22 protein-coding genes are annotated in these 26,706 nt (G+C 64.5%); 14 read left to right on the top strand and 8 right to left on the bottom strand.

Features of this window, described 5'->3' with window-relative positions; all coding sequences use genetic code 11:
* Positions 1-37 precede the first annotated feature (37 nt).
* Positions 38-1,204, bottom strand: a complete 1,167-nt coding sequence (locus ACODS0_RS24320; protein ID WP_306554790.1) for a branched-chain amino acid ABC transporter substrate-binding protein — start codon at positions 1,202-1,204, stop codon at positions 38-40.
* A gap of 205 nt (positions 1,205-1,409) precedes the next feature.
* Here ACODS0_RS24320 and ACODS0_RS24315 point away from each other — a divergent pair, with 205 nt between their 5' ends.
* From ACODS0_RS24315 to ACODS0_RS24300, 4 genes are all read left to right on the top strand, one after another.
* Positions 1,410-2,036, top strand: coding sequence for an ANTAR domain-containing response regulator (locus ACODS0_RS24315; protein ID WP_121419414.1), 627 nt, complete (start codon positions 1,410-1,412; stop codon positions 2,034-2,036).
* 507 nt (positions 2,037-2,543) lie between these two features.
* Positions 2,544-3,788, top strand: a complete 1,245-nt coding sequence (locus ACODS0_RS24310) for a CmpA/NrtA family ABC transporter substrate-binding protein (protein ID WP_121419413.1) — start codon at positions 2,544-2,546, stop codon at positions 3,786-3,788.
* Positions 3,789-3,824: 36 nt separating this feature from the next.
* Entirely contained in the window at positions 3,825-4,775 is a 951-nt protein-coding gene (gene ntrB / locus ACODS0_RS24305) for a nitrate ABC transporter permease (RefSeq protein ID WP_488837688.1), read from the top strand.
* Complete coding sequence (locus tag ACODS0_RS24300) at positions 4,772-5,611, top strand: ABC transporter ATP-binding protein (RefSeq protein WP_488837686.1); 840 nt, start codon at positions 4,772-4,774, stop codon at positions 5,609-5,611. The genes ntrB and ACODS0_RS24300 overlap by 4 nt, the downstream gene beginning before the upstream one ends.
* 226 nt (positions 5,612-5,837) lie before the next feature.
* Here the strand turns inward: ACODS0_RS24300 and ACODS0_RS24295 are convergent, their stop codons facing one another.
* Complete coding sequence (locus ACODS0_RS24295) at positions 5,838-6,278, bottom strand: CBS domain-containing protein (protein WP_121507105.1); 441 nt, start codon at positions 6,276-6,278, stop codon at positions 5,838-5,840.
* Between the two features lie 535 nt (positions 6,279-6,813).
* Between ACODS0_RS24295 and ACODS0_RS24290 the strand changes: the two genes are divergently transcribed.
* A complete protein-coding gene (locus tag ACODS0_RS24290) occupies positions 6,814-7,104 on the top strand; it encodes a DUF4148 domain-containing protein (protein ID WP_055400238.1) in 291 nt (96 codons plus the stop codon).
* Positions 7,105-7,188: 84 nt separating this feature from the next.
* Positions 7,189-7,482 carry a hypothetical protein gene (locus ACODS0_RS24285; protein WP_055400235.1) on the top strand — a complete coding sequence of 98 codons (294 nt, stop codon included), beginning with the start codon at positions 7,189-7,191 and terminating at the stop codon, positions 7,480-7,482.
* 118 nt (positions 7,483-7,600) lie between these two features.
* Here ACODS0_RS24285 and ACODS0_RS24280 read toward each other — a convergent pair whose 3' ends face one another.
* From ACODS0_RS24280 to ACODS0_RS24265, 4 genes are read right to left on the bottom strand one after another with little or no spacing between them, the layout of a single operon-like run.
* Positions 7,601-8,620: a TRAP transporter substrate-binding protein gene (locus ACODS0_RS24280; protein ID WP_121422628.1), complete on the bottom strand. Its 1,020-nt coding sequence runs from the start codon at positions 8,618-8,620 to the stop codon at positions 7,601-7,603.
* 55 nt (positions 8,621-8,675) lie between these two features.
* Positions 8,676-9,968, bottom strand: a complete 1,293-nt coding sequence (locus tag ACODS0_RS24275) for a TRAP transporter large permease (protein WP_121422627.1) — start codon at positions 9,966-9,968, stop codon at positions 8,676-8,678.
* A gap of 12 nt (positions 9,969-9,980) precedes the next feature.
* Complete coding sequence (locus ACODS0_RS24270; RefSeq protein ID WP_488837683.1) at positions 9,981-10,502, bottom strand: TRAP transporter small permease; 522 nt, start codon at positions 10,500-10,502, stop codon at positions 9,981-9,983.
* On the bottom strand, positions 10,499-10,984 hold the full coding sequence (locus ACODS0_RS24265; RefSeq protein ID WP_488837741.1) for a gluconokinase: 486 nt from the start codon (positions 10,982-10,984) through the stop codon (positions 10,499-10,501). The genes ACODS0_RS24270 and ACODS0_RS24265 overlap by 4 nt, the downstream gene beginning before the upstream one ends.
* Before the next feature lie 205 nt (positions 10,985-11,189).
* Here ACODS0_RS24265 and gntR point away from each other — a divergent pair, with 205 nt between their 5' ends.
* Positions 11,190-12,215 (top strand): HTH-type transcriptional regulator GntR, encoded by a 1,026-nt coding sequence (gene gntR / locus ACODS0_RS24260; RefSeq protein ID WP_218299183.1) that lies wholly within the window; start codon positions 11,190-11,192, stop codon positions 12,213-12,215.
* A gap of 125 nt (positions 12,216-12,340) precedes the next feature.
* On the opposite strand, the gene ACODS0_RS24255 is transcribed toward gntR, so the two are convergent.
* Complete coding sequence (locus tag ACODS0_RS24255; protein WP_121507108.1) at positions 12,341-14,002, bottom strand: methyl-accepting chemotaxis protein; 1,662 nt, start codon at positions 14,000-14,002, stop codon at positions 12,341-12,343.
* Between the two features lie 506 nt (positions 14,003-14,508).
* Between ACODS0_RS24255 and ACODS0_RS24250 the strand changes: the two genes are divergently transcribed.
* On the top strand, positions 14,509-15,723 hold the full coding sequence (locus ACODS0_RS24250; protein ID WP_121419398.1) for an MFS transporter: 1,215 nt from the start codon (positions 14,509-14,511) through the stop codon (positions 15,721-15,723).
* 161 nt (positions 15,724-15,884) lie between these two features.
* On the opposite strand, the gene ACODS0_RS24245 is transcribed toward ACODS0_RS24250, so the two are convergent.
* Positions 15,885-17,648 (bottom strand): bifunctional protein-serine/threonine kinase/phosphatase, encoded by a 1,764-nt coding sequence (locus ACODS0_RS24245; RefSeq protein ID WP_488837680.1) that lies wholly within the window; start codon positions 17,646-17,648, stop codon positions 15,885-15,887.
* 353 nt (positions 17,649-18,001) lie between these two features.
* Between ACODS0_RS24245 and nirB the strand changes: the two genes are divergently transcribed.
* From nirB to cobA, 6 genes are all read left to right on the top strand, one after another.
* On the top strand, positions 18,002-20,446 hold the full coding sequence (gene nirB, locus ACODS0_RS24240) for a nitrite reductase large subunit NirB (RefSeq protein WP_488837678.1): 2,445 nt from the start codon (positions 18,002-18,004) through the stop codon (positions 20,444-20,446).
* A 26-nt stretch (positions 20,447-20,472) separates the two neighbouring features.
* Positions 20,473-21,276, top strand: coding sequence for a type IV pili methyl-accepting chemotaxis transducer N-terminal domain-containing protein (locus ACODS0_RS24235; RefSeq protein WP_488837676.1), 804 nt, complete (start codon positions 20,473-20,475; stop codon positions 21,274-21,276).
* A gap of 94 nt (positions 21,277-21,370) precedes the next feature.
* A complete protein-coding gene (gene nirD, locus ACODS0_RS24230) occupies positions 21,371-21,769 on the top strand; it encodes a nitrite reductase small subunit NirD (RefSeq protein ID WP_218299179.1) in 399 nt (132 codons plus the stop codon).
* A gap of 100 nt (positions 21,770-21,869) precedes the next feature.
* A complete protein-coding gene (locus tag ACODS0_RS24225) occupies positions 21,870-24,707 on the top strand; it encodes a nitrate reductase (protein ID WP_488837674.1) in 2,838 nt (945 codons plus the stop codon).
* Positions 24,708-24,875: 168 nt separating this feature from the next.
* Positions 24,876-25,799 carry a DNA-binding protein YbiB gene (ybiB, locus tag ACODS0_RS24220; protein WP_228900149.1) on the top strand — a complete coding sequence of 308 codons (924 nt, stop codon included), beginning with the start codon at positions 24,876-24,878 and terminating at the stop codon, positions 25,797-25,799.
* Positions 25,796-26,647: a uroporphyrinogen-III C-methyltransferase gene (gene cobA, locus ACODS0_RS24215; RefSeq protein WP_121507114.1), complete on the top strand. Its 852-nt coding sequence runs from the start codon at positions 25,796-25,798 to the stop codon at positions 26,645-26,647. The genes ybiB and cobA overlap by 4 nt, the downstream gene beginning before the upstream one ends.
* Positions 26,648-26,706: the final 59 nt, after the last annotated feature.

Raw genomic sequence — 26,706 nt, 5'->3', positions numbered from 1 at the left:
GTGCGGATGGATGGCGCCTGACGACCCGGTGGCTTGGCTACCAGCGGTCCGAACGCATGCGCAGTTCCCAGCTTCCACTGCGCAGTTCATACACGCCCACGGCGCCGTAGCGCTGTTCGCCCTTGTCGTCCCAGGTCATGGTGCCGATCACGGGCGCATAGCCGTTGATGCTGTGCATGGCCTTGGTGATCGCTTTCGGATCGGCCGACTTGGCCTTCTGGATGGCGGCTGACAGCACATAGGTGCTGTCGTAGCTGTAGTGGCCGCCATAGGCCGGGGGCTTCTTGTAGGCCTCGATGTACTTTTCAAGGAAGGGCTTGCCGGTGGTGAACTCCTTGGCTTCCAGTACGGGCGATGTGGCGTAGACGCCTTCGACCATGCCCATGGCCTTGGTCATGTCGGTGGTCTTGATGGTGTCCCCGCCCAGCAGGCTGACCTTGGTGTGGTCCACCTTGCGCAGGGCTTCGAGCAGAGCCAGGGCCTGAAAGTCGTTGAGGGTGGACACGATGACCTCGACCTTGGCGGCCTTCAGCTCGCCAGCCAGTTCGTCGAAAGCCACCGTCTTGTCGTCAAACGACTTGCGCACCACCACTTCCTTCTTTTCAGCCTTGAGCTGCTCGGCAGCCCCGTCGGCCAGGCCTTTGCCGTAAGGCGTGCCATCGTCCAGCGCGGCGTAGCGGGCGGCACCCAGCTGTGTGGCGGCAAACGAGCCGATAGCGCGCGCCTGCAAGGTGTCATTGGCCACCATGCGGAAGGTGGTTGGGAAGCCGAGTTGCGTGAACTTGGGGTTGGTGGATATGGCTATCTGGGCGATGTCCTTGGCGGCGTAAATCGGAGCCGTCTCAATGCTCACCCCCGAATTCAGGTGCCCGATCACCGCCACCACGCCCGAGTCCACCAGCTGCTGCGCCACGGTCTTGCCGGTGGCGGCGTCGGCCTTGTCGTCCACCGACACCACCTCCAGCGTCACACGCTTGCCGTCCACGGTGTAGCCGCCCTTGTTCAGTTCTGCCACGGCCAGGTTGACGCCGTTGAGCAAATCCTGCCCCAGCGCGCCCAAGGGGCCGGAGAGGGGCTGGGCCACGCCGATCTTGATGGTGTCGGGCACCTTGCTGCAGCCTGTCAGCACCAGCAGCGCGGATACCGCCATGGTGGTCAGGGCCAAGCCGGCAGAGATACGCCGCCGGTCAATGTGCTTGTTCATGCAAATCCTCTTGAATGGGTCAATGTGACCAGATGTATATGCGATGCGACCGGGTAGCTGCTATCGGGTATGCCCTGCCCATCGACAAACTATTAGCAAGTTTCAGGCCTTGGAAGCTGCCACAACCTGCTGCCAGCCTGCAACCCCGGAACGCACCGCTTCGATGCACCATTTTGTGGCGTAAAAATTGCTTATGCTCCTGGGTATGAACGAGTCTCTGCGCATCGTGGTGGTTGCCCCGGATCTGGCAGTCGCCGACCCCGCCGACGAACACGCCGTACTTCAGGCGGAACGGTCGCGGGCGCTGCGCATTGGGTTGCTGGAGAACAACTTCAACCTGGTGGCCACCCTGCCTGCCGATGTCTTCCTGAGCGAGCGCATCGCCCAGCTGCAGCCCGACCTCATCATCGTGGACGCCGAAAGCGAGGCGCGCGACGCGCTCGAACATGTGGTGATGGCCACGCGCGACGAGCGGCGCCCCATCGTGATGTTCACCAACGACGAGGACACCTCGCACGTGAAGGACGCGGTGGCGGCGGGCGTGTCGGCCTACATCGTGGCGGGCCTGGCGCCCCAGCGCATCCGCCCCATTCTGGACGTGGCCATGGCGCGCTTCCAGCACGAGCAGGCCCTGCGCGCCGAGCTGGCCGACGCCAAGACCGAACTCAAGGACCGCAAGACCATCGACCGCGCCAAGGGACTGCTCATGCAGCGCCAGGGCCTGAGCGAACAGGCCGCGTACGAGAAACTGCGCAAGACCGCCATGGACAAGGGCCTCAAGCTCGTGGACGTGGCCCAGCGCATGCTCGATGTGATGGATCTGCTGGGGTAGGCAGGTGACATCCCCCTGAGGCGCTGCGCGCCTTCCCCCTTCTCTCGAATCGCTGCCGCGATTCGGGAAGGGGGACGATGCCCTCGCTGCGGGGCGGCCCTTGCTTGGCATCCTTCGCCTAGGCCAAGCCCAGCTCAACCAGCTTCTCCCAGATGGTGCGCCGCACAAACGCAGTGCAGCCAGCGCGCATGCACCAACCCTGACCGTCGCAGGCCAAAAAAGGCCGTTTGCGCCTTTCCAGCATGCCTAGGCAGCTATCAAAAACATAGTAATGGTGGCGCCAAACTGGCGAAAACACGCTGGCACGCTGCTTGCATTGACCCTGGCAAGACCAAAGACGGTCCCACCACTGACAGCACTGACCCAATGGCGGGCCGGTGCTGACACAAAGCCCCCCAATGGGCTTTGCCATGGACAAAGGCGTCCCTCTCCGAAGCTCGTTTGCGCATGCAACCAGGCCAGGGGAGGACGCCTTTTTTGTTTTCTAACGCACCGAGGAACCGCCCCATGACCGATCTGTTGAAAACCAGCCTCAACCGCCGCACCGTGCTGCAGGCCGCCACCGTGGGCGCAGTGGGCGTGAGCCCGGCACTGCGTGCCCTGGTGCACGCCCAGGGCTCGGACGCCCCAGAGAAAAAGGAAGTCAAGATTGGCTTCATCCCGCTGACCGACTGCGCCAGCGTGGTGATGGCCTCGGTGCTGGGCTTTGACAAGAAGTATGGCGTGACCATCATCCCCACCAAGGAAGCGTCGTGGGCCGGTGTGCGCGACAAGCTGGTAAATGGCGAACTCGACTTTGCCCACGTGCTGTATGGCCTGGTGTACGGCGTGCACATGGGCACGGCCGGCCCCAAGAAGGACATGGCCGTGCTGATGAGCCTGAACAACAACGGCCAGGCGATCACGCTGTCCAAGGCACTGGCCGACAAGGGCGCAGTGGATGGCCCGTCCCTGGCCAAGTTCATGGCCGCCAACAAGCGCGAGTACACCTTCGCAGGCACCTTCCCGACCGGCACCCACGCGATGTGGATGCACTACTGGTTGGCCGCCGCCGGCATCAACCCGCTGTCGGGCGCCAAGCTGATCACCGTGCCGCCACCCCAGATGGTGGCCAACATGCGCGTGGGCAACATGGATGGCTTCTGCGTGGGCGAACCCTGGAACCACCGCGCCATCATGGATGGCATCGGAGTGACCGCCAACACCACCCAGGACATCTGGAAGGACCACCCCGAGAAGGTGCTGGGCACCTCGGCCGATTTCGTCAAGAAGAACCCCAACACCACCCGCGCCGTGATGATGGCCGTGCTGGAAGCCAGCCAGTGGATTGACGCCAGCCTGTCCAACAAGATGAAGATGGCCGAAACGGTGGCCCAGAAGTCCTACATCAACACCAGCGTGGACGCCATCAACCAGCGCATCCTGGGCCGCTACCAGAACGGCATGGGCAAGACCTGGGACGATCCCAACCACATGAAATTCTTCAACGACGGCGCGGTGAACTTCCCCTACCTGTCGGATGGCATGTGGTTCCTGACGCAGCACAAGCGCTGGGGTTTGATCAAGAGCCACCCCGATTACCTGGCCGTGGCCAAAGAGATCAACCAGGTGGACCTGTACAAGTCGGTTGCCAGCGCCATGAAGATCAACGTGCCCAAGGACCCGATGCGCACCGCCAAGCTCATGGACGGCGTGGTGTGGGACGGCAAAGACCCCGCCAAGTACGCCGACAGCTTCAAGATCAAGGCGTAAGCGCCCTGCCCCGCCCACCCTGCCAAGGAGAACACCATGGTCAGTGCCGTCTTTCACTCCCCGTTGGATGCAGCCCCCGTGGTTGCACAGAACGCTATGAATAATGTAGCTATCAGCGCTTCTCCAGCAACCGCCAGAAGCCAAAAACAGTCCAAAGCCGAAACAACGGCGAGCCCCGCCCCTGCCAGTCGCGACTGGGCGGCCCTGTCGCGCAGTTTCTGGATGACCGTGCTGCCGCCGCTCTGTGGCCTGGGCCTGCTCATCGGTCTGTGGGCGGTGGTATCCACCACCACCGGCGGCAGCATCCCCAATCCGGTGGAGACGTGGAAGCAGGCGCTGGAAATCTTCAGCAACCCGTTCTACCGCAATGGCCCCAATGACCAGGGCGTGGGCTGGAATGTGCTGATGTCGCTGGAACGCGTGGCCGTGGGCTTTGGCATGGCGGCGCTGGTGGGCATTCCGGCGGGCTTCGTGATCGGGCGCTTCAACTTCCTGTCGCGCATGTTCAACCCGCTCATCAGCCTTCTGCGGCCGGTATCGCCTCTGGCGTGGCTGCCGATCGGTCTGCTGGTGTTCAAGGGCGCCAACCCCGCCGCCATCTGGACCATCTTCATCTGCTCCATCTGGCCCATGATCATCAACACCGCCGTGGGCGTGCAGCGTGTGCCGCAGGACTACATGAACGTGGCCCGCGTGCTGAACCTGAGCGAATGGAAGATCGCCACCAAGATCCTCTTCCCCGCCGTGCTGCCCTACATGCTGACCGGCGTGCGCCTGGCCGTGGGCACCGCATGGCTGGTGATCGTAGCTGCCGAGATGCTGACCGGCGGCGTGGGCATCGGCTTCTGGGTGTGGGACGAGTGGAACAACCTCAACGTCAAGAACATCATCATCGCCATCTTCGTGATCGGCATTGTCGGGCTGGTGCTGGAGTTTGCGCTCATCAAGCTGGCCACCGCATTTACGTTTGAAGAGGTGAAAGCATGAACACGACCACCACGGCAGCATCCACACACCCTTCCATGAGCACCAAGTTCATCGAAGTCCACGGCGTCGAGCAGACCTTCAAGACGGCCAAGGGCCTGTTCCCCGCGCTGCGCGACATCAACCTGACGATTGCCAAGGGCGAGTTCGTCGCGCTGATCGGCCACTCGGGCTGCGGCAAGTCCACGCTCTTGAATCTGATCGCCGGGCTGACCACGCCCACCAACGGTGCGCTGCTGTGTGCCAACAAGGAGATCAAGGGCCCCGGCCCCGAGCGCGCCGTGGTGTTCCAGAACCACTCGCTGCTGCCCTGGCTCACCTGCTTCGACAACATCTACCTGGCCGTGGAGCGCGTGTTTGGCGGCAAGGAAAGCAAGGCCCAGCTCAAGGCCCGCACCGACGCCGCACTGGCCCTGGTGGGCCTCACGCCCGCTGCGCAAAAACGCCCCGGTGAAATCTCTGGCGGCATGAAGCAGCGCGTGGGCATTGCCCGGGCACTCTCCATGGAGCCCCAGGTGCTGCTGATGGACGAGCCCTTTGGCGCGCTGGACGCCTTGACCCGCGCCAAGCTGCAGGACGAATTGCTGGAAATCGTCGCACGCACCCACAGCACCGTGGTCATGGTGACCCACGACGTGGACGAAGCCGTGCTGCTGTCGGACAAGATCGTGATGATGACCAACGGCCCCGCTGCCACCATTGGCGAAGTGCTGACCGTAGACCTGCCCCGCCCCCGCAAACGCGTGGAGCTGGCCGAAGACCCGCAGTACGTGCACTACCGCAAGGCGGTGATCGACTTCCTCTACACCCGCCAGGGGCACGTCGAAAAAGCTGCTTGAACCGCTGGGCTCCAGGCCCGACAACACGGCAAATCAAAAGGGCTCTGACCAGATCGGTCAGAGCCCTTTTTCGTTTTGCACCCATGGCAGGGCCGTCGCACGCGCGCAACCCCAAGCCAGCGCCCCCGCGCAAGGGACGCCCCGCCGCGCTGGGGGCGTCCCCCTTCCCGAATCGCGCAGCGATTCGGGAAGGGGGAAGGCGCGCAGCGCCTCAGGGGATTGCCCTTTAATGCGTTCCGGTGATGTACTGCTCCAGCTGTTCAATGATGAATTTCTGCTCGGAGATGATGTCCTTGACCAAGTCCCCGATCGAGATCATGCCCACGAGTTTGCCGTTGTTGTCCACCACGGGCAGGTGGCGCAGGCGGCCGGTACTCATGATCTGCATGCACTGCTCGCTGGTCTGCTCGGGCCGCACAAAGCGTACCGAGGTGGTCATCACATCGCGCGCCAGCGTGGCGGCTGACGTGCGGCCCAGCAGGGCGATCTTTCGCGCGTAATCGCGCTCCGTGAAGATGCCCACAATGGCATCCCCCTCGGTAACCACCAGGGCGCCGATGCCCTTGTCGGCCATGAGCTTGAGCGCATCGAACACCGACGCCGTGGGCGCAATGGTGTGGACAGTGGCGTCCGGTTTGGACTGAAGAATTTTGGCGACTACGGTCATGGAACCTCCCTCGTAACACCTGGAACAGGTACAGAGAGATTTCAGCCCATAAGCCCAACGGGCGCAAGCCGCGCAAGCCCGATTTATCCCGCTTTTGGGCCCGGTGTGGCAACAGCGATGCATATGTTTCGACCCTGTTGCATTCGGCCGAACCCGAAACAAACTGAAAAGAACCGAAACGGCGACGAGACGACTCCGCAGCGTCGGCCGGGCACGATACAGCCCATGTCCAACGCACTTCCAAAGGAATCAACGCCCACCCTTCTTGCCTCGGATCGATCGCTTGCGACCGGCTGCGGGCCTGAGATTCTTCTCATCGGCCACAGGCAGGAAACAAGCGTCTAGATTGTTTCCAAAACTGGAACAGTTAGTTTGCGACCAGCTGGTTTTTCTTCATCCACCTGCGGCGTACAGTTCATCCCATCGATGAGCCGAACCCGCAAGGCGACTCACCGAACCCGGTGCGAAGCACGTTGTTTTTGATCTTCGCTCCGGCTTTTTTGAGACGCTTTTTTTAACTTCAAGGACTTTCATCATGAACAAGACTGCACGTTTTCTCTCTATCGCCGCTGTGGCTGCTTTCGCTTCGTTGGGTGCCCAGGCTGACGAAGCTGATGGTTCGCAATTTGCCCTGAAATTCGACACGAACCGCACCCGTGCCGAAGTGGTTGCCGAAGCCGCCGCCGCAGTCCAAATGCGCAGCCAGGAGCCCGCAGGCTCCCGCGTGGTGACCTACAAGTCCACGGTAGACCGCGCTGCAGTGCGTGCCGAAGCTGCCGCACAAGCCATGCGCACTGGCCGCGTGGGCCCCGCTGAAGGCGGTTGATTCACCTTTTTGAATCCACGGCTTCGCGCTTCACGTATTCCAGACACCTCGTCCCCATTTTTTGAATTTCACAGGAGTTTCACCATGAACAAGACCGCACGTTTCCTCTCCATCGCTGCTGTTGCCGCTTTCGCTTCCTTCGGTGCCCAGGCTGACGAAGCCGATGCATCGCAATTCGCCACGAAGTTCGAAACCAGCCGCACCCGCGCTGAAGTGATGGCTGAAGCCTCCACCGTGCCCCAGACCAGCGGCGCCATCCCCGTCGGTTCGCGTGCTCTGGTCTACACCTCCACGGCTGACCGCAATGCAGTGAACGCTCAGGCTGTGGACGCGCTGCGCACCGGCAAAATCTCTTCCGGCGAAATCGGCTCGCTGTAATTTGCCGGGTCTGCGCTGTGGCGCAGACTCTGGATTGCAAATGCAGAAAGGCCGAGGCCCCGCATGGGGCCTCGGCCTTTTCTATTGCCGGGGCTGAGCCCCGTCAACAAGCGTTGGTTTACTTGCCAGCCCGTGCCTGCGCCACGGCGCCCTGCACATCCTTCCACAGGCTTTCACCCACATTGGCAGCGATGCTCGCGTTCACGGCGCTGAGCTTTTCGCGCATGCGGTTGGCTTCGGCGGCGGGCAGCTCGTTCACTTGCATGCCTTTGCCCTTCAGGTCGGCCAGCGCCTTGTCGGCCTCGGCACGCGTGTCCTGGCGTTCGAAGTCGCGGCTCTTCTTGGCAGCGTCGAGCAGCACCTTCTGCTCGGCCTTCGACAGGCCGTCCCAGTACTTTTTGCTCACCAGCACGATCCAGGGACTGTAGACGTGGTTGGTCACGGTGAGGTACTTCTGCACCTCATAGAACTTGCTCGACAGGATGGTGTTGTAGGGGTTCTCCTGGCCATCTACCGTCTTGGTCTCCAGCGCGGTGAAGAGTTCGGAGAACGGCAATGGCACGGCATTGGCGCCCAGGGTCTTGAAGCTGTCGAGGAACACGTTGTTCTGCATCACGCGCAGCTTGATGCCGTCCATGTCTTCCAGCTTGTTGACGGGGCGCTTGCTGTTGGTGAGGTTGCGAAAGCCGTTCTCCCAGTACACCAGGCCCACCAGACCTTTTTCCTGCAGTTTGTCCATCACCTTCTGGCCCACAGGGCCATCCAGCACCACATCGGCCTCCTTGGCGTTGTTGAACAGGAAAGGCGTGTCCCAGATCGCCATTTCTTTGGTGATGCCGACCAGCGTGGCGGTGGAGCCCACCATCATTTCCTGCGCGCCGCCGATCAGGGCCTGCTGCATCTGCACATCAGAGCCCAGCGCCGCAGCACCGATGGCGCGCACCTTCATCTTGCCGCCCGAGGCTTTTTCGACCTCTTCGGCAAACAGCTTGGTGGCGCGGCCCTGGTTGGACACCTCGTTGAGGCCATAGCCAAAACGGATGATGCGCGGCTTGATGTCTTGCGCAGCGACCTGGAACGAGCAGGTGATGGCGGCCACCGACAGGGCGGCGAGCAGGGTACGGCGGAAAGTTTTCATGGTTGTCTCCATTGGCGAAGGAAAGAAAGGCACGGGAAAAGAGGGCGCAGCATCGTCAACGCATCCACAGAACCGGAGCGGTCACGATCTGCGGAAACACGACCAGCAGTGCCAGGATCAGCACATAGGTGAAGAGGAACGGGTTCACGCCTTTGATCACGCTGTGCATCGAGATGCGCCCCACCCCGGCCACCACGTTGAGCACGGTGCCCACGGGCGGCGTGATGAGGCCGATGGCGCCGTTGAGCACAAACATCAAGCCGAAGTACACCGGGTCGATCCCCGCCTTGACGGCGATGGGCAGCATCACGGGCGCAAAGATCAGGATGGTGGGCGTGAGGTCCAGCGCCGTGCCGATGAGCACCAACACGATCATCATCACGGCCATCAACAGGCGCGGGTTCTCCACCAGCGGGCCCAGCCAGCTGGTCAGCACATTGGGCAGGTCGGCCAGCGTGATCATGTAGCTGGCCACCTGGGCGCCTGCGCACAAGAACATCACGATAGAAGTCGTCTTGGCCGCGCGCACCAGTACGCCATAGATGTCCGCCAGCTTCATCTCGCGGTGGATGAAAAGTGCCACCGCCAGCGCATAGAACGCGGCCACCACGGCGGCCTCGGTGGGGGTGAAAACCCCCGTCTTCATGCCGCCGATGATGATGAGCGGCATCAGCATGGCCCAGAAGGCGCGTGCCGTGGCGCGCAAGCGGTCCTTGGCGGGCAAGGGTTCGCCCTTGGGCAGATCCAAGCCGCGCAGCACCCAGCGCCAGGCAAAGATAAGGCCCGCGCCCATCATCAAGCCAGGCACGATGCCCGACACAAACAGCGCCGAGATCGAGGTGTTGGTCGTCACGCCATAGATCACGAACGGCATGGACGGCGGAATGATGGGCGCAATGATCCCGCCCGAGGCGATCAGCCCTGCCGAGGTGTTCATCGGGTAGCCCTGCTGGCGCATCATGGGCAGCAGGATGGTGGCCAGCGCGGCCGTGTCGGCCAGGGCCGACCCGCTCATGCTGGCCATCAGCACCGCAGCGCCGATGGCCACATAACCCAGCCCGCCCCGGATATGCCCCACCCATGCCTGCGCCATGTCGATGATGCGACGGCTGATGCCGCCTGAGTTCATCAGCTCACCCGCCAGGATGAAGAACGGCACGGCCAGCAGCGGAAAGCTGTCCACCCCGGCCACGAGGTTCTGCGCGAGCAATTGCGTGTCGAAAAAATCCAGCACCCAGGCCATGCCAGCGCCAGTGAGCACCAGGGCCAGGCCCATGTTCATGCCGGTGCCCATCAGCACCAGCATGCCCAGCGAAAAAACGATAAAAGCCTGCGCTTCGGGTCCCATGGCCATCATCACTTACTCCACCTCGGCGCCGTGACCGAGGTCCAGCGGCTTGCGTTGAAACAACTCGATGACCGCCATCACTCCGATGGCCACCGCGCACAAAAAGGCCGGCAGTGGTAGCAACGCCGCCGGGTAGGCCATGACGACGGAGCGGCTGCCCATGCCCACCACTACCTGCTGCCAAGCGCCCCAGGCCAACATGGCGCTGGCGCTGATCACGAGCAGCCGGATCACGGCCGTCAACAGGCCAAAGGCCACCGGGCGCTTTGCCAACAGGCCCGCCAGACTGGTAAAAGCCATGTGCTCACCGGCGGGGTAGGCCGCTGCGGCACCGATAAAAACCATCCAGACAAACAGCAGGCGCGACAGCTCTTCGCTGGCCGCCACACCGCTGCCAAAGCCGTAGCGCAGCACCACGTTGATGAACACCGCCACGGCCATCACGCCGAGGCAACTGGCCATCAGCAGCTGGGCGATCCTGGCGAACCGGCTGAGCGACGGCTGCGGTTGCGCATGTTGTGCGGGGGAGTTCATGCCGACTCCTGGGCGGCGATCCAGGCCGAAGCCTGTTGCTGCAGCGTGGCCAGATTCAGTAGCGCATCGAGCCGCAACACGCCCTCCTCGCCCACCGGTGACTCCAGCGTGGCGAACTGGCTGTCCACCAGCGTGCTGGAAAAGAAATGGGTGCCCGCACGCGCTGCTACACGCTGGCCGGCGCTGGCACGGTCGATTTCCAGAAAGACAAACAGCAGTCCCGGACAGGCGTTGCGCAGCCGGTTCCGGTATACCTTCTTGAGCGCAGAGCAGGTCAACACCGCACCGTGCGGGTGCGCCTGCAGCAATTGTCCTAACGTGGCCAGCCAGCCCTCGCGGTCTTCGTCGGTCAGGGCAATGCCCTGGCGCATCTTTTCGCGGCTGACCGGGCTGTGGTGGTCGTCCCCTTCTATCAGGGGCAGGCCCTGGGCCTGCGCCAGGGCAGAACCCAGGCTGGACTTGCCACACCCGGCCACACCCATGACCACCAGATAAACCGTTGACGGTAAAACACTCATGTTGGTAGCGCTATCCAAGCGATCCGTAAAAAAGGCATCCGCTCCCGGATGCCGCACAAACTGTGGCAAGTTCTTCAACTTCATCCAAAATGGCGGGCATCGCCTTGCTCCATCGCTTGGACAGCGCTATCCTAACCAGATCAATCTCAACCCCCATGAGGGTTAACCCTTGAACAAACCCGAGACAAGACGCCGCTCCAGCGGCCGCATCACGCTGAACGACGTGGCCAAGGCCGCCGAGGTGAGCCCCATCACCGCGTCCCGTGCCCTGCGCGGCGAGCGCGGCGTGGCGCAAGAACTGGTGCAGCGTGTGAAAGACGCCGCCGCACAACTGGGCTACGTGCCCGACCCCGCCGCCCGCGCACTGGCCTCGCAGCGCAGTGTGCAGGTGCCGGTGCTGGTACCGCTGCTGTCCAACGCACTGTTTGTAGACGTGCTGGAGGCCGTGCACCGCACCCTCTTCCCGCACGGCTACCAAGCCCTGATTGGCGTGACGCACTACGACCCGCAGGAAGAAGAGCAGCTACTGCGCACCTACCTGGCCCACCGCCCGGCGGGCCTGCTCGTCACGGGCTTTGACCGCACCGAGGCCGCCCGCCACATGATTGCCACCAGCGGCGTGCCCTGCGTGCACTTGATGGAAATGACGCCCGCACCCGGCGTGTTCTGCGTGGGCTTTTCGCAGCAGGACGCAGGCCATGCGATGACAACCCACCTGCTGTCGCGCGGCCACAAGAACATCGCATTCGTTGCCGCCCAGCTCGACCCACGCACCATGCAGCGCGCCGAAGGCTACCGCCGTTGCCTGCGCGAGGCGGGGATGTACGACCCACGGCTGGAGCTGCTCAGCCCTCAGCCTTCATCCATCCGCCTGGGCGCAGAGCTGCTGGAAGAGGTGCTGCGCACCCGCCCTGGCGTGGACGCCGTGTTCTTCTGCAACGACGACCTGGCGCAGGGTGGTCTGCTGGCCGCCCAGCGTCTGGGTCTGGCCGTGCCTGGCCGCGTGGCCATCGCCGGCTTTAACGATCTGGCGGGCAGCGACCAGATGCTGCCGCCGCTAACCACCGTACGCACCCCGCGCTCGGCCATCGGCGAGGCCAGTGCGCAGATGCTGCTGACGCTGATGCGGGGCGAGATGCCGGAGAAAAATTCAGTGAATCTGGGGTTTGAGCTGACAGTGCGGGCAAGTACATAAGCCCCCTGAGCCGCTTCGCGTCTTCCCCCAGGGGGACGCCACCTGTGGCCTTGCGAAGCCGTTCCACGGTGGCACTGGTGATGGCACCGTGCCAGTTTCCAGGACTGCGTGAAATCCCTTGGCGCTCAGAGCGCCGCCAAGGCGCGGCTGGACGACGATGCGCCCTTGCCAGCCTTCATCTCCTTGCGCAACGCCACCGCATCCCGCGCCTGGCTGGGCGCCGACGCATCGATGCGGAACACCTGCACCGTCTCGGTCATCGTCTGCGCCTGCCCGTTGAGCTGCATCGCCGAGGCGGCGTTTTCCTCCACCAGCGCGGCGTTCTGCTGCGTGATGGTGTCCAGTTGCGCCACAGCGGCGTTGACCTGAGAGATGCCGCTGAGCTGTTCGTTGGACGCGCTGTGAATTTCACCGATCAGCGTGTTCACGCGGCGCACCAGCTCCAGCGATTCGGTCATGGTCTTCTGCGCTGCGTCGGTCTTTGCGTGGCCTTCGCTCACCTTGGTGGCCGAGTCGTCGATGAGCTGCCGGATTTCCTTGGCGGCAGAGAGCGTACGGTGCGACAGGCTGCGCACCTCGGAGGCCACCACCGCAAACCCTCGCCCCTGCTCACCCGCACGCGCGGCCTCCACGGCGGCGTTGAGCGCGAGGATATTGGTCTGAAACGCAATGGAGTCGATGAGCTGGGTGATCTCGCTGATGCGGCCGGAGGCAGTCTGGATCTGCTTCATGGTGCTGGCCACGCCGTCCACGGCTTCGCTGCTGCGCTCAGCCACCTGGGTGGCCTGGGTGGCCAGCACGGTGGCTTGGCGGGCCGATTCGGCCGTCTGCTTGACGGTGCCGGTGATTTCCTCCATCGACGCCGCCGTCTGCTCCAGGTTGCTGGCCTGGGCTTCGGTGCGTTCCGACAGGTCCTGGTTGCCCTGCGCGATCTCGCGGGTGGAAAGCTGCATGTGTTCGCTCTCCTGGCGCGCATCGCGCACGATGGACAACAGGTTCACATTGAGCTGGGCCAGCGCCTTTTGCAGCTGACCCACGGTGTCGCTGCGCGACGCCGCAATCTTCTGGGTAAGGTCGCCTGCGGCCATGCGGTTGGCCCAGCGCAGCATCTGCGACAACGGCGCCACGGTGGCCCGGTGCAGGTACACCGCCATGCCCAGCGCCAGCAGCACCACGCCCAGCCAGGCTGCGCCAGCCGCGACGGTCATGGTGTGCCCGCCCAGCAGCGCGGCCCCCCACGACGCGAACACCAGCAGCAGCGTGCACAGCATGATCTTGCCGAGCGGCCCGAGCTGCACTGCGCGGGCCATGCGCCCCCAGAGCGTGTTCTTGACGATCTGCCCCTCGCGCAGCACGTGCACCAGGGTTCCAGCCTGTTTTTCGGCCTGCATCTGGCGGTAGAGCTGGTCGGCGGCCTGTATCTGGTCGCGGGTGGCCTCGGTGCGCACGGACATGTAGCCCGTGGGCTGGTCGCCCTGCATGAGCGGGGTGACGTTGGCCATCACCCAGTAGAAGGTGCCGTCCTTGCGCCGGTTCTTGACCGGGGCCGACCACGGGTTGCCGCTGGCAATGGTCTCCCACATGTCGCGGTAGGCCTCCTCGGGCATGTCGGGGTGTCTGACGATGTTGTGGGGCTGGCCCAGCAGCTCTTCCTTCTCGTACCCGCTGACCTCAATGAACATCGGGTTGCAGTACAGGATGCGGCCCTTGAGATCGGTGGTGGACACCAGGGTCTGGCCTTTGGGGAACGCATATTCCTGCGTGCTGATCGGGAGATTGACGCGCATGGGGACCCTCCTCAGGGAATGCCTCGTCACCTCATAACCGGGCAACACGGCAACGGATGAACCGAATACATCCTATGTTGAATATTTATGATTTGAAACACCTAAGTGGCTCTGCTGGTTTGCAGCCACCAAATTGGTGCATCGCGCCAAAAAAGTGCATCACACCGGAGCACGCTGCACTAACTTGGACTGGCAGGCAATTTTAACTTCAAATTTGATAGCAAAAAACTCTCGATGCGCAAGCGCCAGCTGCCGTTTTTACCCAAACCAAGTGCCACCAGAACTTGGCACATCCTTTGCATGTTCGGCACCACGGTCAACGCTGGCCGTGTGTCAGCCCGGTGCAACGGCGGATTGGGCGAACAAGACGTTGGCGTCTTCATGGGATGTGTGTGGCTTGCAAACAAACCAGCAAGCCCGCGCGGCCCGTGTTGGCGCCTTTTGTTTTTCTGCCCGGTTGTGGGTGTGCTTGCAGCAGCACAGCAGCCTCTTTGCGCTAGATCGCCATGCTTCAATTTCGAGAGTTTCTCAAGTCCGGCCACGCCCCCACGCTGTGGTCGTCCTTTCTGTATTTCGGTTTCTCGTGCGCAGTCTGGGTGATCAACGGTGCCATGGCACCGTTCATCCGCGATGCCTTCCAGCTCACGCCGACGCAGATGGGCATGATGCTGTCCATTCCCATCTTTGCGGGCGCCCTCATGCGGTTTCCGCTGGGCATCCTGGCGCAGTACATCGGTCGCAAGAACGCCACGCTGGTCGAGATGGCGGGGATCTTTGTGGCCATGGGCTATGGCTACCTGTTCGTGCATTCGTACAACGACCTGCTCGCCATGGGCATCCTGCTGGGCGTGGCGGGTGCCAGCTTTGGGGTGGCCCTGTCACTGGGCTCGGGCTCGTTCCCACCGCGCTACAAAGGCCTGGCCATGGGTATCGTGGGCGCCGGCAACGTGGGCACTGCAGTGGCAGCCCTGCTCGCGCCCATGCTGGCGCAGAAGTTTGGCTGGCAGGCCGTGTATGGCTTTGCTGCCGTGAGTGTGGCGATACCCGCGCTGGTGATGGCGGTGTATGCCAAGGAGCCGCCCGACCTGGCACCCCACGCCAGCTTCCGTGAGCACATCGCCTGCCTGTTTGAAAAAGACGGCTGGGCCTTCAGCCTGATCTACGCCGTGACTTTTGGCGGCTTCATTGGCCTGACCACCTTCTTGCCCAGCTACTTTTATGACCAGTTCGGCGTGAGCAAGGTGGCGGCCGGCCAGCTCACGATGATGGCGGCATTTCTGGGCGCGGCCCTGCGCGTGTTTGGTGGCTGGCTGTCGGACCACTGGGGCGGTGTGAACACCCTGACCGGCGTGCTGGCCATCACCGCCGCCAGCATGGTGCTGTGTGGCCTGGCCGAAAAATCACTGCCCGTGACCATGCTGCTGTTCCTGGTGTGTTTTGCGGCCCTGGGGGCAGGCAACGGCGCCCTGTTCCAGCTGGTGCCGCTGCGCTGGCCATTGGCCACGGCGGTGGCAGGCTCGATGATCGGCGAGATCGGCGCGCTGGGGGGCGGCCTCATCCCCAATGGCATGGGCATCTCGCGCCAGTACACCGGCACCTACCTCTGGGGCTTTGTGGGCATTGCGGTGTGCGCGCTGGCCATGCTGGTGCTACTGCGGGTGATGCAGATCCGCTGGACGCGCACGTGGGCGGAGAAGGGTGGACGTGCGCGCAGCGCGTGACCGGCGTAGCCGGTGAGCGCACAAGCGCTCGCCGCACTTCCAGCAAAAGGGCACTCGCTCAATGGGCGTCGTGCATGCACGGTCTTTGACCAAAACAAGCCCCAGCGCTTATCTCATAAGCGCTAAAAGCTATGTTTTTAATAGCAAATCGCCGCAAAAGCTCACCGCGGCAAAAACAGCAGCCAATAAATCAACAACACATTCACCAGCACGCTCACGGCCAGAGCGATCTTCCACAGGGCCGTGGCATCGCGCTGCATCAGCGGCTGGGGCCCGGTCGCCGACAGGGGGCGTGAGGCGCCGCGCTCCAGGGCCAGCAGCAGTTCCTCGGCAGTTTCAAAACGCTGGGCGCGGTTGCGGGCCACGGCCTTCAGGGCAATCTGGTCGAGCCAGATCGGCACGCCCGGGTTGTGGCGGCTGGGGGGCACCGGGTCACGGTGGTAGCGGCCCAGCTGGTACTGCACCACCTCGCCATAGGGCAGGCGCCCGTGGCTGAGCAGCTGGTACAGCGTGACCCCCAGCGCAAACAGGTCGCTGCCCATGTCGGGCAACTGGCCGGAGGGGTCGCCGCCCTTTTCATAGCCCGGCCACTGCTCCGGGTTCATGTAGCTGGGGGTTCCGGCGTGCAGGCGGCGGGTGGCCTCGGGCTCGCGGCCTGAGAGGGCCACGCCCAGGTCCAGCACACGCAGCACCCCGTCGTCGCCCAGGTGCAGGTTGTCGGGCTTGATGTCGCGGTGCACGACGCCCTGGCGGTGCAGCCAGCCCAGCACGCGCGCGGCCTGCACGGTCACCGTCACAGCCTGCCCCACGGCCATGTGCTGGCGATGGCGCAGGCGCTGCCCCAGCGTGTCGCCGGAATGCCAGTCGTACAGCAGGTAAAACGCGCTGGCTGCGGCGCCATCGCCAAAGCCGCCGTCTCCCACCGGCCAGTCGTTGAGCCGCGCCAGATAGGCGGCGGCCTGGCCCGACTGCATGCGCCGCGCCACCCAGGCCTCGTGCGCCAGCGTGGCGCGTTCTTCGGTGTCGTGGGCGCGCGCGGGCAGCAGGGTCTTGAGGGCATACAGCCGCTGCGTGGCCCCGTCGCGCACCTGGTACAGCCGGTGGATGCCGTTGTCGGCCACGATGGCTGTCACCGTAAGGCCGTCCACGGTGTCGCCCACCTTGAGCAGGGGCAGCACAGGCAGGTCCTGGGCGCGGCGCGATTCGTCTTGCAGCGTGGCCTCCAGCGCGCCCTGCACCCGCACCACCAGCGCGGTCACGTTGTCGCTGCTGCCACGGCGCAGGGCAACCTGCACCAGCTCGTCGCTGAGCGCCTGGGCCGGTATCTCCTGGCGCAGCAGCTGACGCAGTTCGCGCTCGGGCACGCTGCCGTGCACGCCGTCCGACAGCAGCACAAACAGGTCACCGCTGCGCAGCTCGCCCTGGCTGTAGTCCACCACCACGTGGTCGTCCAGGCCCATGGCGCGGGTGAGCTGGTGCCTGAGATCGTGCTGCGCCATGACATGGTCGGTGGTCAGCTGCTGCAGGCGGCCCTCGCGCACCAGGTAGGCGCGCGTGTCTCCCACATGGGCCAGCGTGTACGACTGGCCACACAGCACCAGCGCGGTCAGCGTGGTCAACCCCACCGCAGGCTGGCGGCGCCGGTTCATGGAGGCGAGCCAGCCGTTGTGGGCGGACAGGATGCGGTCCAGCGCCACCGTGGTGTCCCAGGTGTCGGGCGTGGCGAAGTAGTCGTTCACCAGCGTGTTCACTGAAGTCTGGGCGGCCTCGCGGCCATTGCCGCCGGTACTCACGCCGTCGGCAATGGCCGCGATGGCTCCGCGCTCACGGTCGCGCCCCTGGCCCAGCACGAGCGCGGCGAAGTCTTCGTTCACCTCCTTGCGCCCGGCCTGCGAGGTGTGGCCGAAATCCAGTTCAAAAGTCATGCACCAGCTCCTTGCAGGTTCCGTGCCCAAGGTGGTGCGCCCCGCGCCAGACAAGGGCATACCCCCGTGGCGCCTGCGCAGAGCCGGGGCAGCACTGCACCACCCCCCACACGCGGGTCTCAAAACACCCCCAGAAGCCGCCCCACCTCAGTGCAAATCGACTGGCACAAGCATTGCTTAACTCCAGCAACGACCCCACAGGGTCACGCAATCCACCCGTGCAATGGCGCAGGGGTGGATTGCCCGGACGAAGGCGTCCGCACATGCGGTTTCGACAGGAATTCGAAACGGCATCGTGTGGACGCCTTTTTTGTTTTTCGAATCGCCCAGGCGATAGAACCGACGGAGTCACGATGAAAAAGCTCAAGCTGGTGATGGTAGGAAACGGCATGGCCGGTGTGCGCACGCTGGAAGAGCTGCTCAAGATTGCCCCGGATCTTTACGACATCACGGTGTTTGGGGCCGAGCCCCACCCCAACTACAACCGCATCCTGCTCTCGCCCGTGCTGGCCGGCGAGCAGACCATCGACGAGATCATTCTGAACGATTGGTCCTGGTATGCCGACAATCACATCACGCTGCACACCGGCTTCACCGTGACCGACGTGGACCGCGTGCGCCGCGTGGTCAGCGCCACCAGCAAGGATGGCACGGTGGTCACCGCCGAATACGACCGACTGATCCTCGCCACAGGCTCCAACCCCTTCATCCTGCCCATCCCCGGCAAAGACTTGCAGGGCGTGCTGGCCTACCGCGACATTGCCGACACACAGGCCATGATCGACGCGGCCGCCACGTACAAGCATGCCGTGGTCATCGGCGGCGGCCTGCTGGGCCTGGAGGCCGCCAACGGCCTGATGAAGCGCGGCATGCAAGTGAGCGTGGTGCATGTGGGCGACTGGCTGATGGAACGGCAGCTGGACGACGTGGCCGGGAAGATGCTGCAAAAGTCGCTGCAGGAGCGCGGCATGCAGTTCTTGATGAAGGCGCAGACGCAGGAGCTGGTGGGCAACACCGAAGGCCGCGTGGCCAGCGTGAAGTTCAAGGACGGCACCGAGGTGCCCGCCGACCTGGTGGTGATGGCCGTGGGCATCCGCCCCAACACCGCCCTGGCCGAAAAGATGCGCCTGCACGTGAACCGCGGCATTGTAGTGAGCGACACGCTGCAGACCACCACCGACGCCCGCATCTACGCCGTGGGCGAATGCGCGGCGCACCGGGGCATTGCCTATGGCCTGGTGGCCCCGCTGTTCGAGCAAGGCAAAGTGCTGGCCAACCACTTGGCCGAATTCGGTATCGGCCGCTACCAGGGCTCGCTCACGTCCACCAAGCTCAAGGTCACAGGCATTGACCTTTTCTCGGCGGGAGACTTTCAAGGGGGAGACGACACTGAGGAGATCGTGATGAGCGACCCTTTCGGTGGCGTGTACAAAAAGCTCGTCATCAAAGACGACAAGCTCGTGGGCGCCTGCCTGTATGGCGACACGGTGGACGGCAGCTGGTACTTCAAGCTGCTGCGCGATGGCCGCAGCGTGAGCGACATCCGCGACAAGCTGATGTTTGGCGAATCGCACCTGGGCGACACCGGCCACCAGGGCCAGAGCAAGGCCGCCGCCATGCAGGACAGCGACGAGGTGTGTGGCTGCAATGGCGTGACCAAGGGCGCCATCTGCAAGGCCATCAAGGACAAAGGCCTGTTCACACTGGATGAAGTACGCAAGCATACGAAGGCCAGCGCCAGCTGTGGCTCGTGCACGGGGCTGGTGGAACAGATCATCATGTTCACCGCCGGTGGCGACTACAGCGCCACGCCCAAGACCAAGGCCATGTGCGGCTGCACCGACCACGGCCACCAGGCCGTGCGCGACGCGATCCGCGGCAGCAAGCTGGTCAGCATTGCCGAGGTGTTCAAGTTCATGGAATGGAAGACGCCCAACGGCTGCGCCACCTGCCGCCCGGCGGTCAATTACTACCTCATCAGCACCTGGCCGAAAGAAGCCAAGGACGACCCGCAAAGCCGCTTCATCAACGAACGCAGCCACGCCAACATCCAGAAAGACGGCACCTACAGCGTGATCCCCCGCATGTGGGGCGGGGAGACCACGGCCGATGAGTTGCGCCGCATTGCCGATGCGGTGGACAAATACAACATCCCCACCGTCAAGGTCACGGGCGGCCAGCGTATTGATCTGCTGGGCGTGAAGAAGGAAGACCTGGTCAACGTGTGGAAGGACATCGGCATGCCCAGCGGCCACGCCTACGCCAAGGCGCTGCGCACCGTGAAGACCTGCGTGGGCAGCGAGTGGTGCCGTATGGGCACGCAAGACAGCACCCAGATGGGCAAGGATCTGGAGCGCGCCATGTGGCGCATGTATGCGCCGCACAAGGTGAAGTTTGCGGTGAGCGGCTGCCCCCGCAACTGCGCCGAGGCGGGCATCAAGGACGTGGGCATCATCGGCGTGGACAGCGGCTGGGAGATGTATGTGGCTGGCAACGGCGGCATCAAGACCGAGGTGGCGCACTTCTTCACCAAGCTCAAAACCGCCGAGGAAGTGCTGGAGTACACCGGCGCGTTTTGCGAGCTGTACCGCCAGGAAGGCTGGTACCTGGAGCGCACCGTGCACTACGTGAACCGTGTGGGCCTGGACTACGTGAAGAAGCGCATTTTGGAAGACCACGAAGGCCGCAAGGCGCTGTGGGAGCAGCTGCAGTTTGCGCTGGACGGCGAGCCCGATCCCTGGTTCGACTTTGACAAGGCGGCCGTGGACACACGCCAGTTCGCGCCCTTGAGCGCCTGATCGCCCAAGTCCGGAGAGACCCCACCATGCACCGCAGAACCCTTTTGACCGCCGCCAGCTGCGCCGCTGCGTGCAGCGCCCTCGCCCCGCTGGGCAGCGCCCACGCCCAGGTCACCGACCTCAACGACGCCATCAACAAGGCTGGGCGCCAGCGCATGCTGAGCCAGCGTGTGGGCAAGGCCTGGCTGGCCCTGGCACACAAGGCCGACACGCCCACGGCACGCCAGGTGATGGAGCAGTCCATCGCGCTGTTCGAGCGCCAGCTGGTGGAACTCAAGGCCTATGCGCCCTCGCCCACCATCCGCGAAACGTACACCAAGCTGGAAACCGCGTGGGCCGCCCACAAGACCACGCTGGCTGCCGCCACATCGTCCACCGACAATGCCAGCGCCATGCTGCAGGCCGATTCCAAGGTGCTGGCCCTGGCCCATCTGGGCACCACGCAGTACGAGGCAGCCTCGGGCAAGCCCGTGGGCCACCTGGTGAACATTGCAGGTCGCCAGCGCATGCTGAGCCAGCGCATGGCCAAGTTCTACCTGGCCGCCATGCTGCCGGTGGACGCGTCCACCGCCACCACCGAAATCGCCAAGGCCCGCAGTGAATTCATCGCAGCCACCGAGCTGCTGCGCAATGCCCCCCAGGCCACCAACCGCATCCGCCAGGAACTGCAGCTGGCCGACGGCCAATGGGTGTTTTTTGACGCTGCGCTGCAGCGCATGCAGGGCGGCGGCAACGTGAACCGCCAAGTGGCCGAGGTGTACGTGGCCAGCGAGAACCTGCTCTCCAGCATGGACCGCGTGACCGGCATGTATGCGGCGCTGGCCGCCTGAGCCCACCCGAGACTTCCTCAAAAAAATAACGAGCCGCCCCACGATGACCCTGGCAGGCTCCCCGACAACATCCAAAGACACCGAAGGAACCTTGATGACCACAACCAACAGCCCGCAATGGAAGCTGATCTGCCGCGTGGACGACATCCCCGTGCTGGGCTCGCGCCGTGTGGCGCGCCCACAGGGCCTGGATGTGGCCGTGTTCCGCAACGATGCCGGAGGCGTGTTCGCACTGCTCGACCGCTGCCCTCACAAGGGCGGCCCGCTGTCGCAGGGCATTGTGTTTGGCACGCAGGTGGCGTGCCCGCTGCACAACTGGACGATTGGGTTGTGCGATGGGCAGGCATCGGCTCCCGACGAAGGCTGCACGCCCAAATTCGCCGTGAAGGTGGAAGATGGCGCGGTGTATCTGGATGCCCTGGAGCTGGACGAGCATGCGGTCGATTTGACGCGCCCCGTAGCAGGGCCGGCGCGGCGCGGCCTGGCGGCCTGATCACCCCGCAACGTCCATCGAACACCAAAGCTATTAAATACATAGCTATCAGCGCTTTTCCATTAAGCGCTAGAGCCCAAAAACATCTGGAATCCACGCCATGCAAGAAACGAAATCCACCTGCCCCTACTGTGGCGTAGGCTGCGGCGTGATCATCGAATCCGATGGCGCGCAGATCACCGGCGTGCGCGGCGACCCCACCCACCCCGCCAACTTTGGCCGCCTGTGCACCAAGGGCTCGACCCTGCACCTCACGGCCAGCAGCCCCATCACACTGCAGACCCGCTTGCTACAGCCCCTGCATCGCGCGCAACGCAGCGATGCTCCCCAGCCCCTGCCATGGGACGCCGCGCTGAACCTGGCCACCGAAAAATTCGCAAACACCATCCAGAACCACGGCCCCGATGCCGTGGGCTTTTACGTGAGCGGCCAATTGCTCACCGAGGACTACTACGTCTTCAACAAGCTCGCCAAGGGCCTGATCGGCACCAACAACATCGACACCAACTCGCGCCTGTGCATGAGCAGCGCCGTGGCGGGCTACAAGCAGACCCTGGGCGCCGACGCGCCCCCCGCCTGCTACGACGACGTGAAACACGCGCAGTGCCTGTTCATTGTGGGCAGCAACGCGGCCTGGGCGCACCCCATCCTGTTCCGCCGCATCGAAGACGCGCGCGCCGCCAACCCGGGCATGAAGGTCATCGTGGTCGACCCGCGCCGCACCGACACGGCCGGCATGGCCGACCTGTTCCTGCCCATCCAGCCCGGCAGCGACGTGATGCTGTTCAACGGCATGCTGCACCTGATGCTGTGGGAGGGTTGGACGGACGCCGAATACATCGCTGCGCACACCACGGGCTTTGACGAGCTCAAGGCCCTGGTGCGCGACTACACACCCGAACGCGTGGCGCAGACCTGCGGTATCAGCGTGGCCGACCTGACCACCGCCGCCAAGTGGTTTGCGCAGTCCAACGCCACGCTCAGCCTGTACTGCCAGGGCCTGAACCAGAGCAGCAGCGGCACGGCCAAGAACGCAGCGCTCATCAACCTGCACTTGGCCACCGCACAGATCGGCAAGCCCGGCGCGGGCCCGTTCAGCCTGACCGGCCAGCCCAACGCCATGGGCGGGCGCGAAGTGGGTGGCCTGGCCAATCTGCTCAGCGCCCACCGCGACCTGGCCAACCCGCAGCACCGCGCCGAAGTGGCCGCGCTCTGGGGCGTGGCCGATGTGCCCAGCAAGCCGGGCAAGACGGCCGTGGAGATGTTCCAGGCCGCCGCCGACGGCGAGATCAAGGCCCTGTGGATTGCCTGCACCAACCCCGCGCAAAGCATGCCCGACCAGGCCACCGTGCGCCGCGCACTGCAGCGCGCCGAGTTTGTGGTGGTGCAAGAAGCCTTTGCCACCGCCGCCACCTGTGCCTATGCCGACCTGCTGCTTCCCGCCACCACCTGGGGCGAGAAGACTGGCACGGTGACCAACAGCGAACGCCGCATCTCGCGCGTGCGCACTGCCGTGTCCGCACCGGGCGAGGCCCGCCACGACTGGGCCATTGCGGTGCAGTTTGCGCACCAGCTGGAGGCCCGCCTGCGCCCCGGCCAGCCCACGCTGTTCCCCTACTCCACTGACGACGCCGACCAAGGCGCCGAAACTGTGTGGAATGAGCACCGCGAGAGCACCCGCGGACGCGACCTGGACATCACCGGTCTGTCGTGGGAGACGCTCGAATCTGCAGGCCCCCAACAGTGGCCATTGCCTGAGGGATCCACCACGGGCAAGGCCCGCCTGTACGAAGACGGCGTGTTCCCCACCCCCGATGGCCGCGCCCGTTTTGCCGCGAACGCCTGGCAACACACGGCCGAGCAGCGCGAGTCGCGTTACCCCTTCAGCCTGACCACCGGCCGCCTGCGCGACCAGTGGCACGGCATGACGCGCACCGGCACACTGGGCCGCCTGTTCGGCCATGTGGCCGAGCCCAGCGTGCAACTGCACCCACAGGACATGGAGCGGCGCGGCCTGAAGAACGGCGACCTGGTCTACGTGACGAGCAAGCGCGGCACCATCGTGGTGCCCGCGCAGGCCGACACCACCGTGGGCCTGTCGCAGGCGTTCATGGCCATGCACTGGGGCAGCGAATTTTTGAGCGGCTGCTCGTCCACCGGCGAGCGCTTGGCAGGCGTGAACGCGCTCACCACCTCGGCCTATTGCCCCACGTCCAAGCAGCCCGAGCTCAAGCACGCGGCCGTGAAGGTGCTCAAGGCCGAGCTGCCCTGGACGCTGCTGGCCATGGCCTGGCTGCCCGCCGACAGCGCCCAGGCCACGCGCGAGGCGCTGTCCGCGCTGATGGCGCAGTTTCCTTTTGCGAGCTGCGTTCCCTTCAGCAACAACACACCGCTGGGCGAACCCGGCCGTGAGCGCGTGGGTGTGCTGCTGCGCGCCGCCGCGCACGAGGCACCGCCCGACGCCACTGTGGAACGCATCGAATCTCTGATGGGCCTGGCCTCGGCCGACACGCTGCGTTATGCCGACAAGAAACGCGGCCAGCGCCGCGCCGCGCGCTTGATGCGCCGAGGCGAAAGCACCACGCTCGAAGGCATCGTGCTCGCGGGCGACACCAGCGCCGAGGGCTGGCTCAAGACCCTGCTGCAGGAAGAATTGCCCGCGCAGACCTATGGCCGCCTGCTGCTCGTGCCCGGCGCCAAAGCACCCGTGGCCGTGCAGTCGCGTGGAAAATCGGTGTGCACCTGCTTCAACGTGACGGACACCGCCATCACCGCCGAGCTGGCGCACTGCCACGGAACCGACGACGACCGGCTGGCGCAACTACAGGGCAAGCTGCGCTGCGGCACCAACTGCGGCTCGTGCCTGCCCGAACTCAAGCGCATGGTGCGCGCCACGGGGCCACTGGCGTCCAAGCCCCTGGCGCAGGCCACCATATAACCAAAAGTTCTCTGGGTTGCGAGAAAATAGCCTTCAAACCAACAAACCCCACCAGGACTTGTGCAACAGGGCTGCAGCCAGGCGCTTTCGGCACAGACAGTACGCCTGTACGGCAAGCCGAAACAACGACGCTGAAGCCCTGTTTCACAAGTCCCGCCACCAAAGACCATGGCCATCGCCCAGTACATCAAGGAAATCGGCCGCGGCGCGCGCGGCGCCAAGCCACTGTCGCGCGAGCAGGCCACTGACCTGTTCGGCCAGGTGCTGGACGGGCAGGTGAGCGACCTGGAGATCGGCGCGTTCTGCCTGGCCATGCGCATCAAGGGGGAGACGTCCGAAGAGATGTGCGGCTTTCTGGATGCCACGCACCAGCGCCTGGCCCTGCTGCCCGCCACCGACCGCCCGCTCATCGTGCTGCCCAGCTACAACGGCGCGCGCAAGCTGCCGGTGCTGACGCCGCTGCTGGCGCTGCTGCTGGCGCGCGAGGGGCTGCCCGTGCTGCTGCACGGCATGCGCACCGAGGCGCGGCGCATTTTGGCATCCGATGTGCTTCTAGCGCTTGATGTACCTGCGCTAACAGCTCCTGAAAAAATAGCAAACGGCACCGTGCGCCATATCCACACCCAGCATCTGCACGCAGGCCTGGCGCGCCTGCTCTCTGTGCGCGAGGTGGTGGGCTTGCGCAACCCGGGGCACAGCGTGGTCAAGCTGATGAGCCCGTGCGCGGGGCCGTCGGTGGTGGTCACTGCGTACACACACCCTGAATATTTCGAGATGCTGCAGACCACCTTTCGCACGCTGGGCGTGAGCGCGCTGCTCTCGCGCGGGCTGGAGGGCGAGGTCGCTACTGATCCGCGCCGCACACCGCGATACGACGGTTTTGTGCACGGCATGCACGCGGTGCTGGAATCACAGCAGCCCGGGACCGCCAGCGAGGTGCCCGGCTTACCCACGGAGATCGACGTGGCCACAACGGCCAGTTACACCCGCTGCGTGCTGGCGGGCGAGTTGCCGATTCCGCCTGCGATTGAGCGCCAGGTGGAACATATCTTGCGACTTGCGGAACAAACCAATTCGGAGACATCCCCATGAGCCGCCCCACGCACACCAACACCCTGCCCCCTTCCAAGCCCCACCTCGGAACGGGAGGCAGCTGCACGCTGGTGGGCGCTGGCCCCGGCGATCCGGAACTGCTCACCATCAAGGCGCTCAAGGCCATCCAGGCCGCCACCGTGCTGCTGGTGGATGACCTCGTGAGCGACGCCATCGTGGCGCACGCGTCGCCCACGGCCCGCATCGTCTACGTGGGCAAACGTGGTGGCTGCAAGAGCACGCCCCAGGCCTTCATCGAGAAGCTGATGCTGATGGCGGTGAACGAGGGTGAGAACGTGGTGCGCCTTAAAGGCGGCGACCCGTTCATCTTCGGCCGGGGTGGAGAAGAAGTGGAGCACCTGCGCGCGGCAGGCGTGCCGGTCACCGTCATCAACGGCATCACGGCGGGCCTGGCAGGCCTGACCTCGCTGGGCGCGCCGCTCACCCACCGCGAGCATGCCCACGGCGTGGTGTTCGTCACCGGCCATGCCAAGCCCGGCGATGCGGGCACCGACTGGCGCCAACTGGCCGCCACGGCCCGCGACGCCAAGCTCACGCTGGTGATCTACATGGGTGTGAGCGGCGCCGCCACCATCGAGCAGGAGCTGCTCACCGGCCTGCCCGCCAGCACGCCCGTGGCCATCATCCAGCATGCCAGCTTGCCCCATCAGCGCCACGCGGTCACCACATTGGGAGCCCTGCACGCCACCATCACGCGCGACGGGCTCGCCAGCCCCTCGGTGATCGTTGTGGGGGATGTGGTGCGGGGTGTGGCGCTGGCGTCGCAGGACGCGATGCATTCCACGTCTGAAAAATCCGAAGCACCCCGGGCGCGGCGCGCTGTCTGACGACGTGGGGGTGCCTGCGGCTGTGCGCAGCACCGGCCGCCTCCACAGCGTCGCAGCAG

Source organism: Acidovorax sp. FG60 (assembly GCF_057808995.1).
The sequence above is the reverse complement of the archived record's forward strand: the minus strand, read 5'-3'. Positions and strand labels throughout refer to the sequence as shown.

Excerpts from the sequence above, each read along its gene's own strand:
- ACODS0_RS24270 (WP_488837683.1), bottom strand. The coding sequence starts at position 10,502 with ATGAACTCCCCCGCACAACATGCGCAACCGCAGCCGTCGCTCAGCCGG.
- ACODS0_RS24265 (WP_488837741.1), bottom strand. The coding sequence starts at position 10,984 with ATGGGTGTGGCCGGGTGTGGCAAGTCCAGCCTGGGTTCTGCCCTGGCG.
- nirD (WP_218299179.1), top strand. The coding sequence starts at position 21,371 with ATGACCACAACCAACAGCCCGCAATGGAAGCTGATCTGCCGCGTGGAC.
- ACODS0_RS24245 (WP_488837680.1), bottom strand. The coding sequence starts at position 17,648 with ATGACTTTTGAACTGGATTTCGGCCACACCTCGCAGGCCGGGCGCAAG.
- ACODS0_RS24300 (WP_488837686.1), top strand. The coding sequence starts at position 4,772 with ATGAACACGACCACCACGGCAGCATCCACACACCCTTCCATGAGCACC.
- ACODS0_RS24290 (WP_055400238.1), top strand. The coding sequence starts at position 6,814 with ATGAACAAGACTGCACGTTTTCTCTCTATCGCCGCTGTGGCTGCTTTC.
- nirB (WP_488837678.1), top strand. The coding sequence starts at position 18,002 with ATGAAAAAGCTCAAGCTGGTGATGGTAGGAAACGGCATGGCCGGTGTG.
- ACODS0_RS24250 (WP_121419398.1), top strand. The coding sequence starts at position 14,509 with ATGCTTCAATTTCGAGAGTTTCTCAAGTCCGGCCACGCCCCCACGCTG.
- ACODS0_RS24235 (WP_488837676.1), top strand. The coding sequence starts at position 20,473 with ATGCACCGCAGAACCCTTTTGACCGCCGCCAGCTGCGCCGCTGCGTGC.
- ACODS0_RS24295 (WP_121507105.1), bottom strand. The coding sequence starts at position 6,278 with ATGACCGTAGTCGCCAAAATTCTTCAGTCCAAACCGGACGCCACTGTC.
- ybiB (WP_228900149.1), top strand. The coding sequence starts at position 24,876 with ATGGCCATCGCCCAGTACATCAAGGAAATCGGCCGCGGCGCGCGCGGC.
- cobA (WP_121507114.1), top strand. The coding sequence starts at position 25,796 with ATGAGCCGCCCCACGCACACCAACACCCTGCCCCCTTCCAAGCCCCAC.
- ACODS0_RS24255 (WP_121507108.1), bottom strand. The coding sequence starts at position 14,002 with ATGCGCGTCAATCTCCCGATCAGCACGCAGGAATATGCGTTCCCCAAA.
- ACODS0_RS24320 (WP_306554790.1), bottom strand. The coding sequence starts at position 1,204 with ATGAACAAGCACATTGACCGGCGGCGTATCTCTGCCGGCTTGGCCCTG.
- ACODS0_RS24280 (WP_121422628.1), bottom strand. The coding sequence starts at position 8,620 with ATGAAAACTTTCCGCCGTACCCTGCTCGCCGCCCTGTCGGTGGCCGCC.
- ACODS0_RS24275 (WP_121422627.1), bottom strand. The coding sequence starts at position 9,968 with ATGGGACCCGAAGCGCAGGCTTTTATCGTTTTTTCGCTGGGCATGCTG.
- ACODS0_RS24315 (WP_121419414.1), top strand. The coding sequence starts at position 1,410 with ATGAACGAGTCTCTGCGCATCGTGGTGGTTGCCCCGGATCTGGCAGTC.
- ACODS0_RS24310 (WP_121419413.1), top strand. The coding sequence starts at position 2,544 with ATGACCGATCTGTTGAAAACCAGCCTCAACCGCCGCACCGTGCTGCAG.
- ACODS0_RS24225 (WP_488837674.1), top strand. The coding sequence starts at position 21,870 with ATGCAAGAAACGAAATCCACCTGCCCCTACTGTGGCGTAGGCTGCGGC.
- ACODS0_RS24285 (WP_055400235.1), top strand. The coding sequence starts at position 7,189 with ATGAACAAGACCGCACGTTTCCTCTCCATCGCTGCTGTTGCCGCTTTC.
- ntrB (WP_488837688.1), top strand. The coding sequence starts at position 3,825 with ATGGTCAGTGCCGTCTTTCACTCCCCGTTGGATGCAGCCCCCGTGGTT.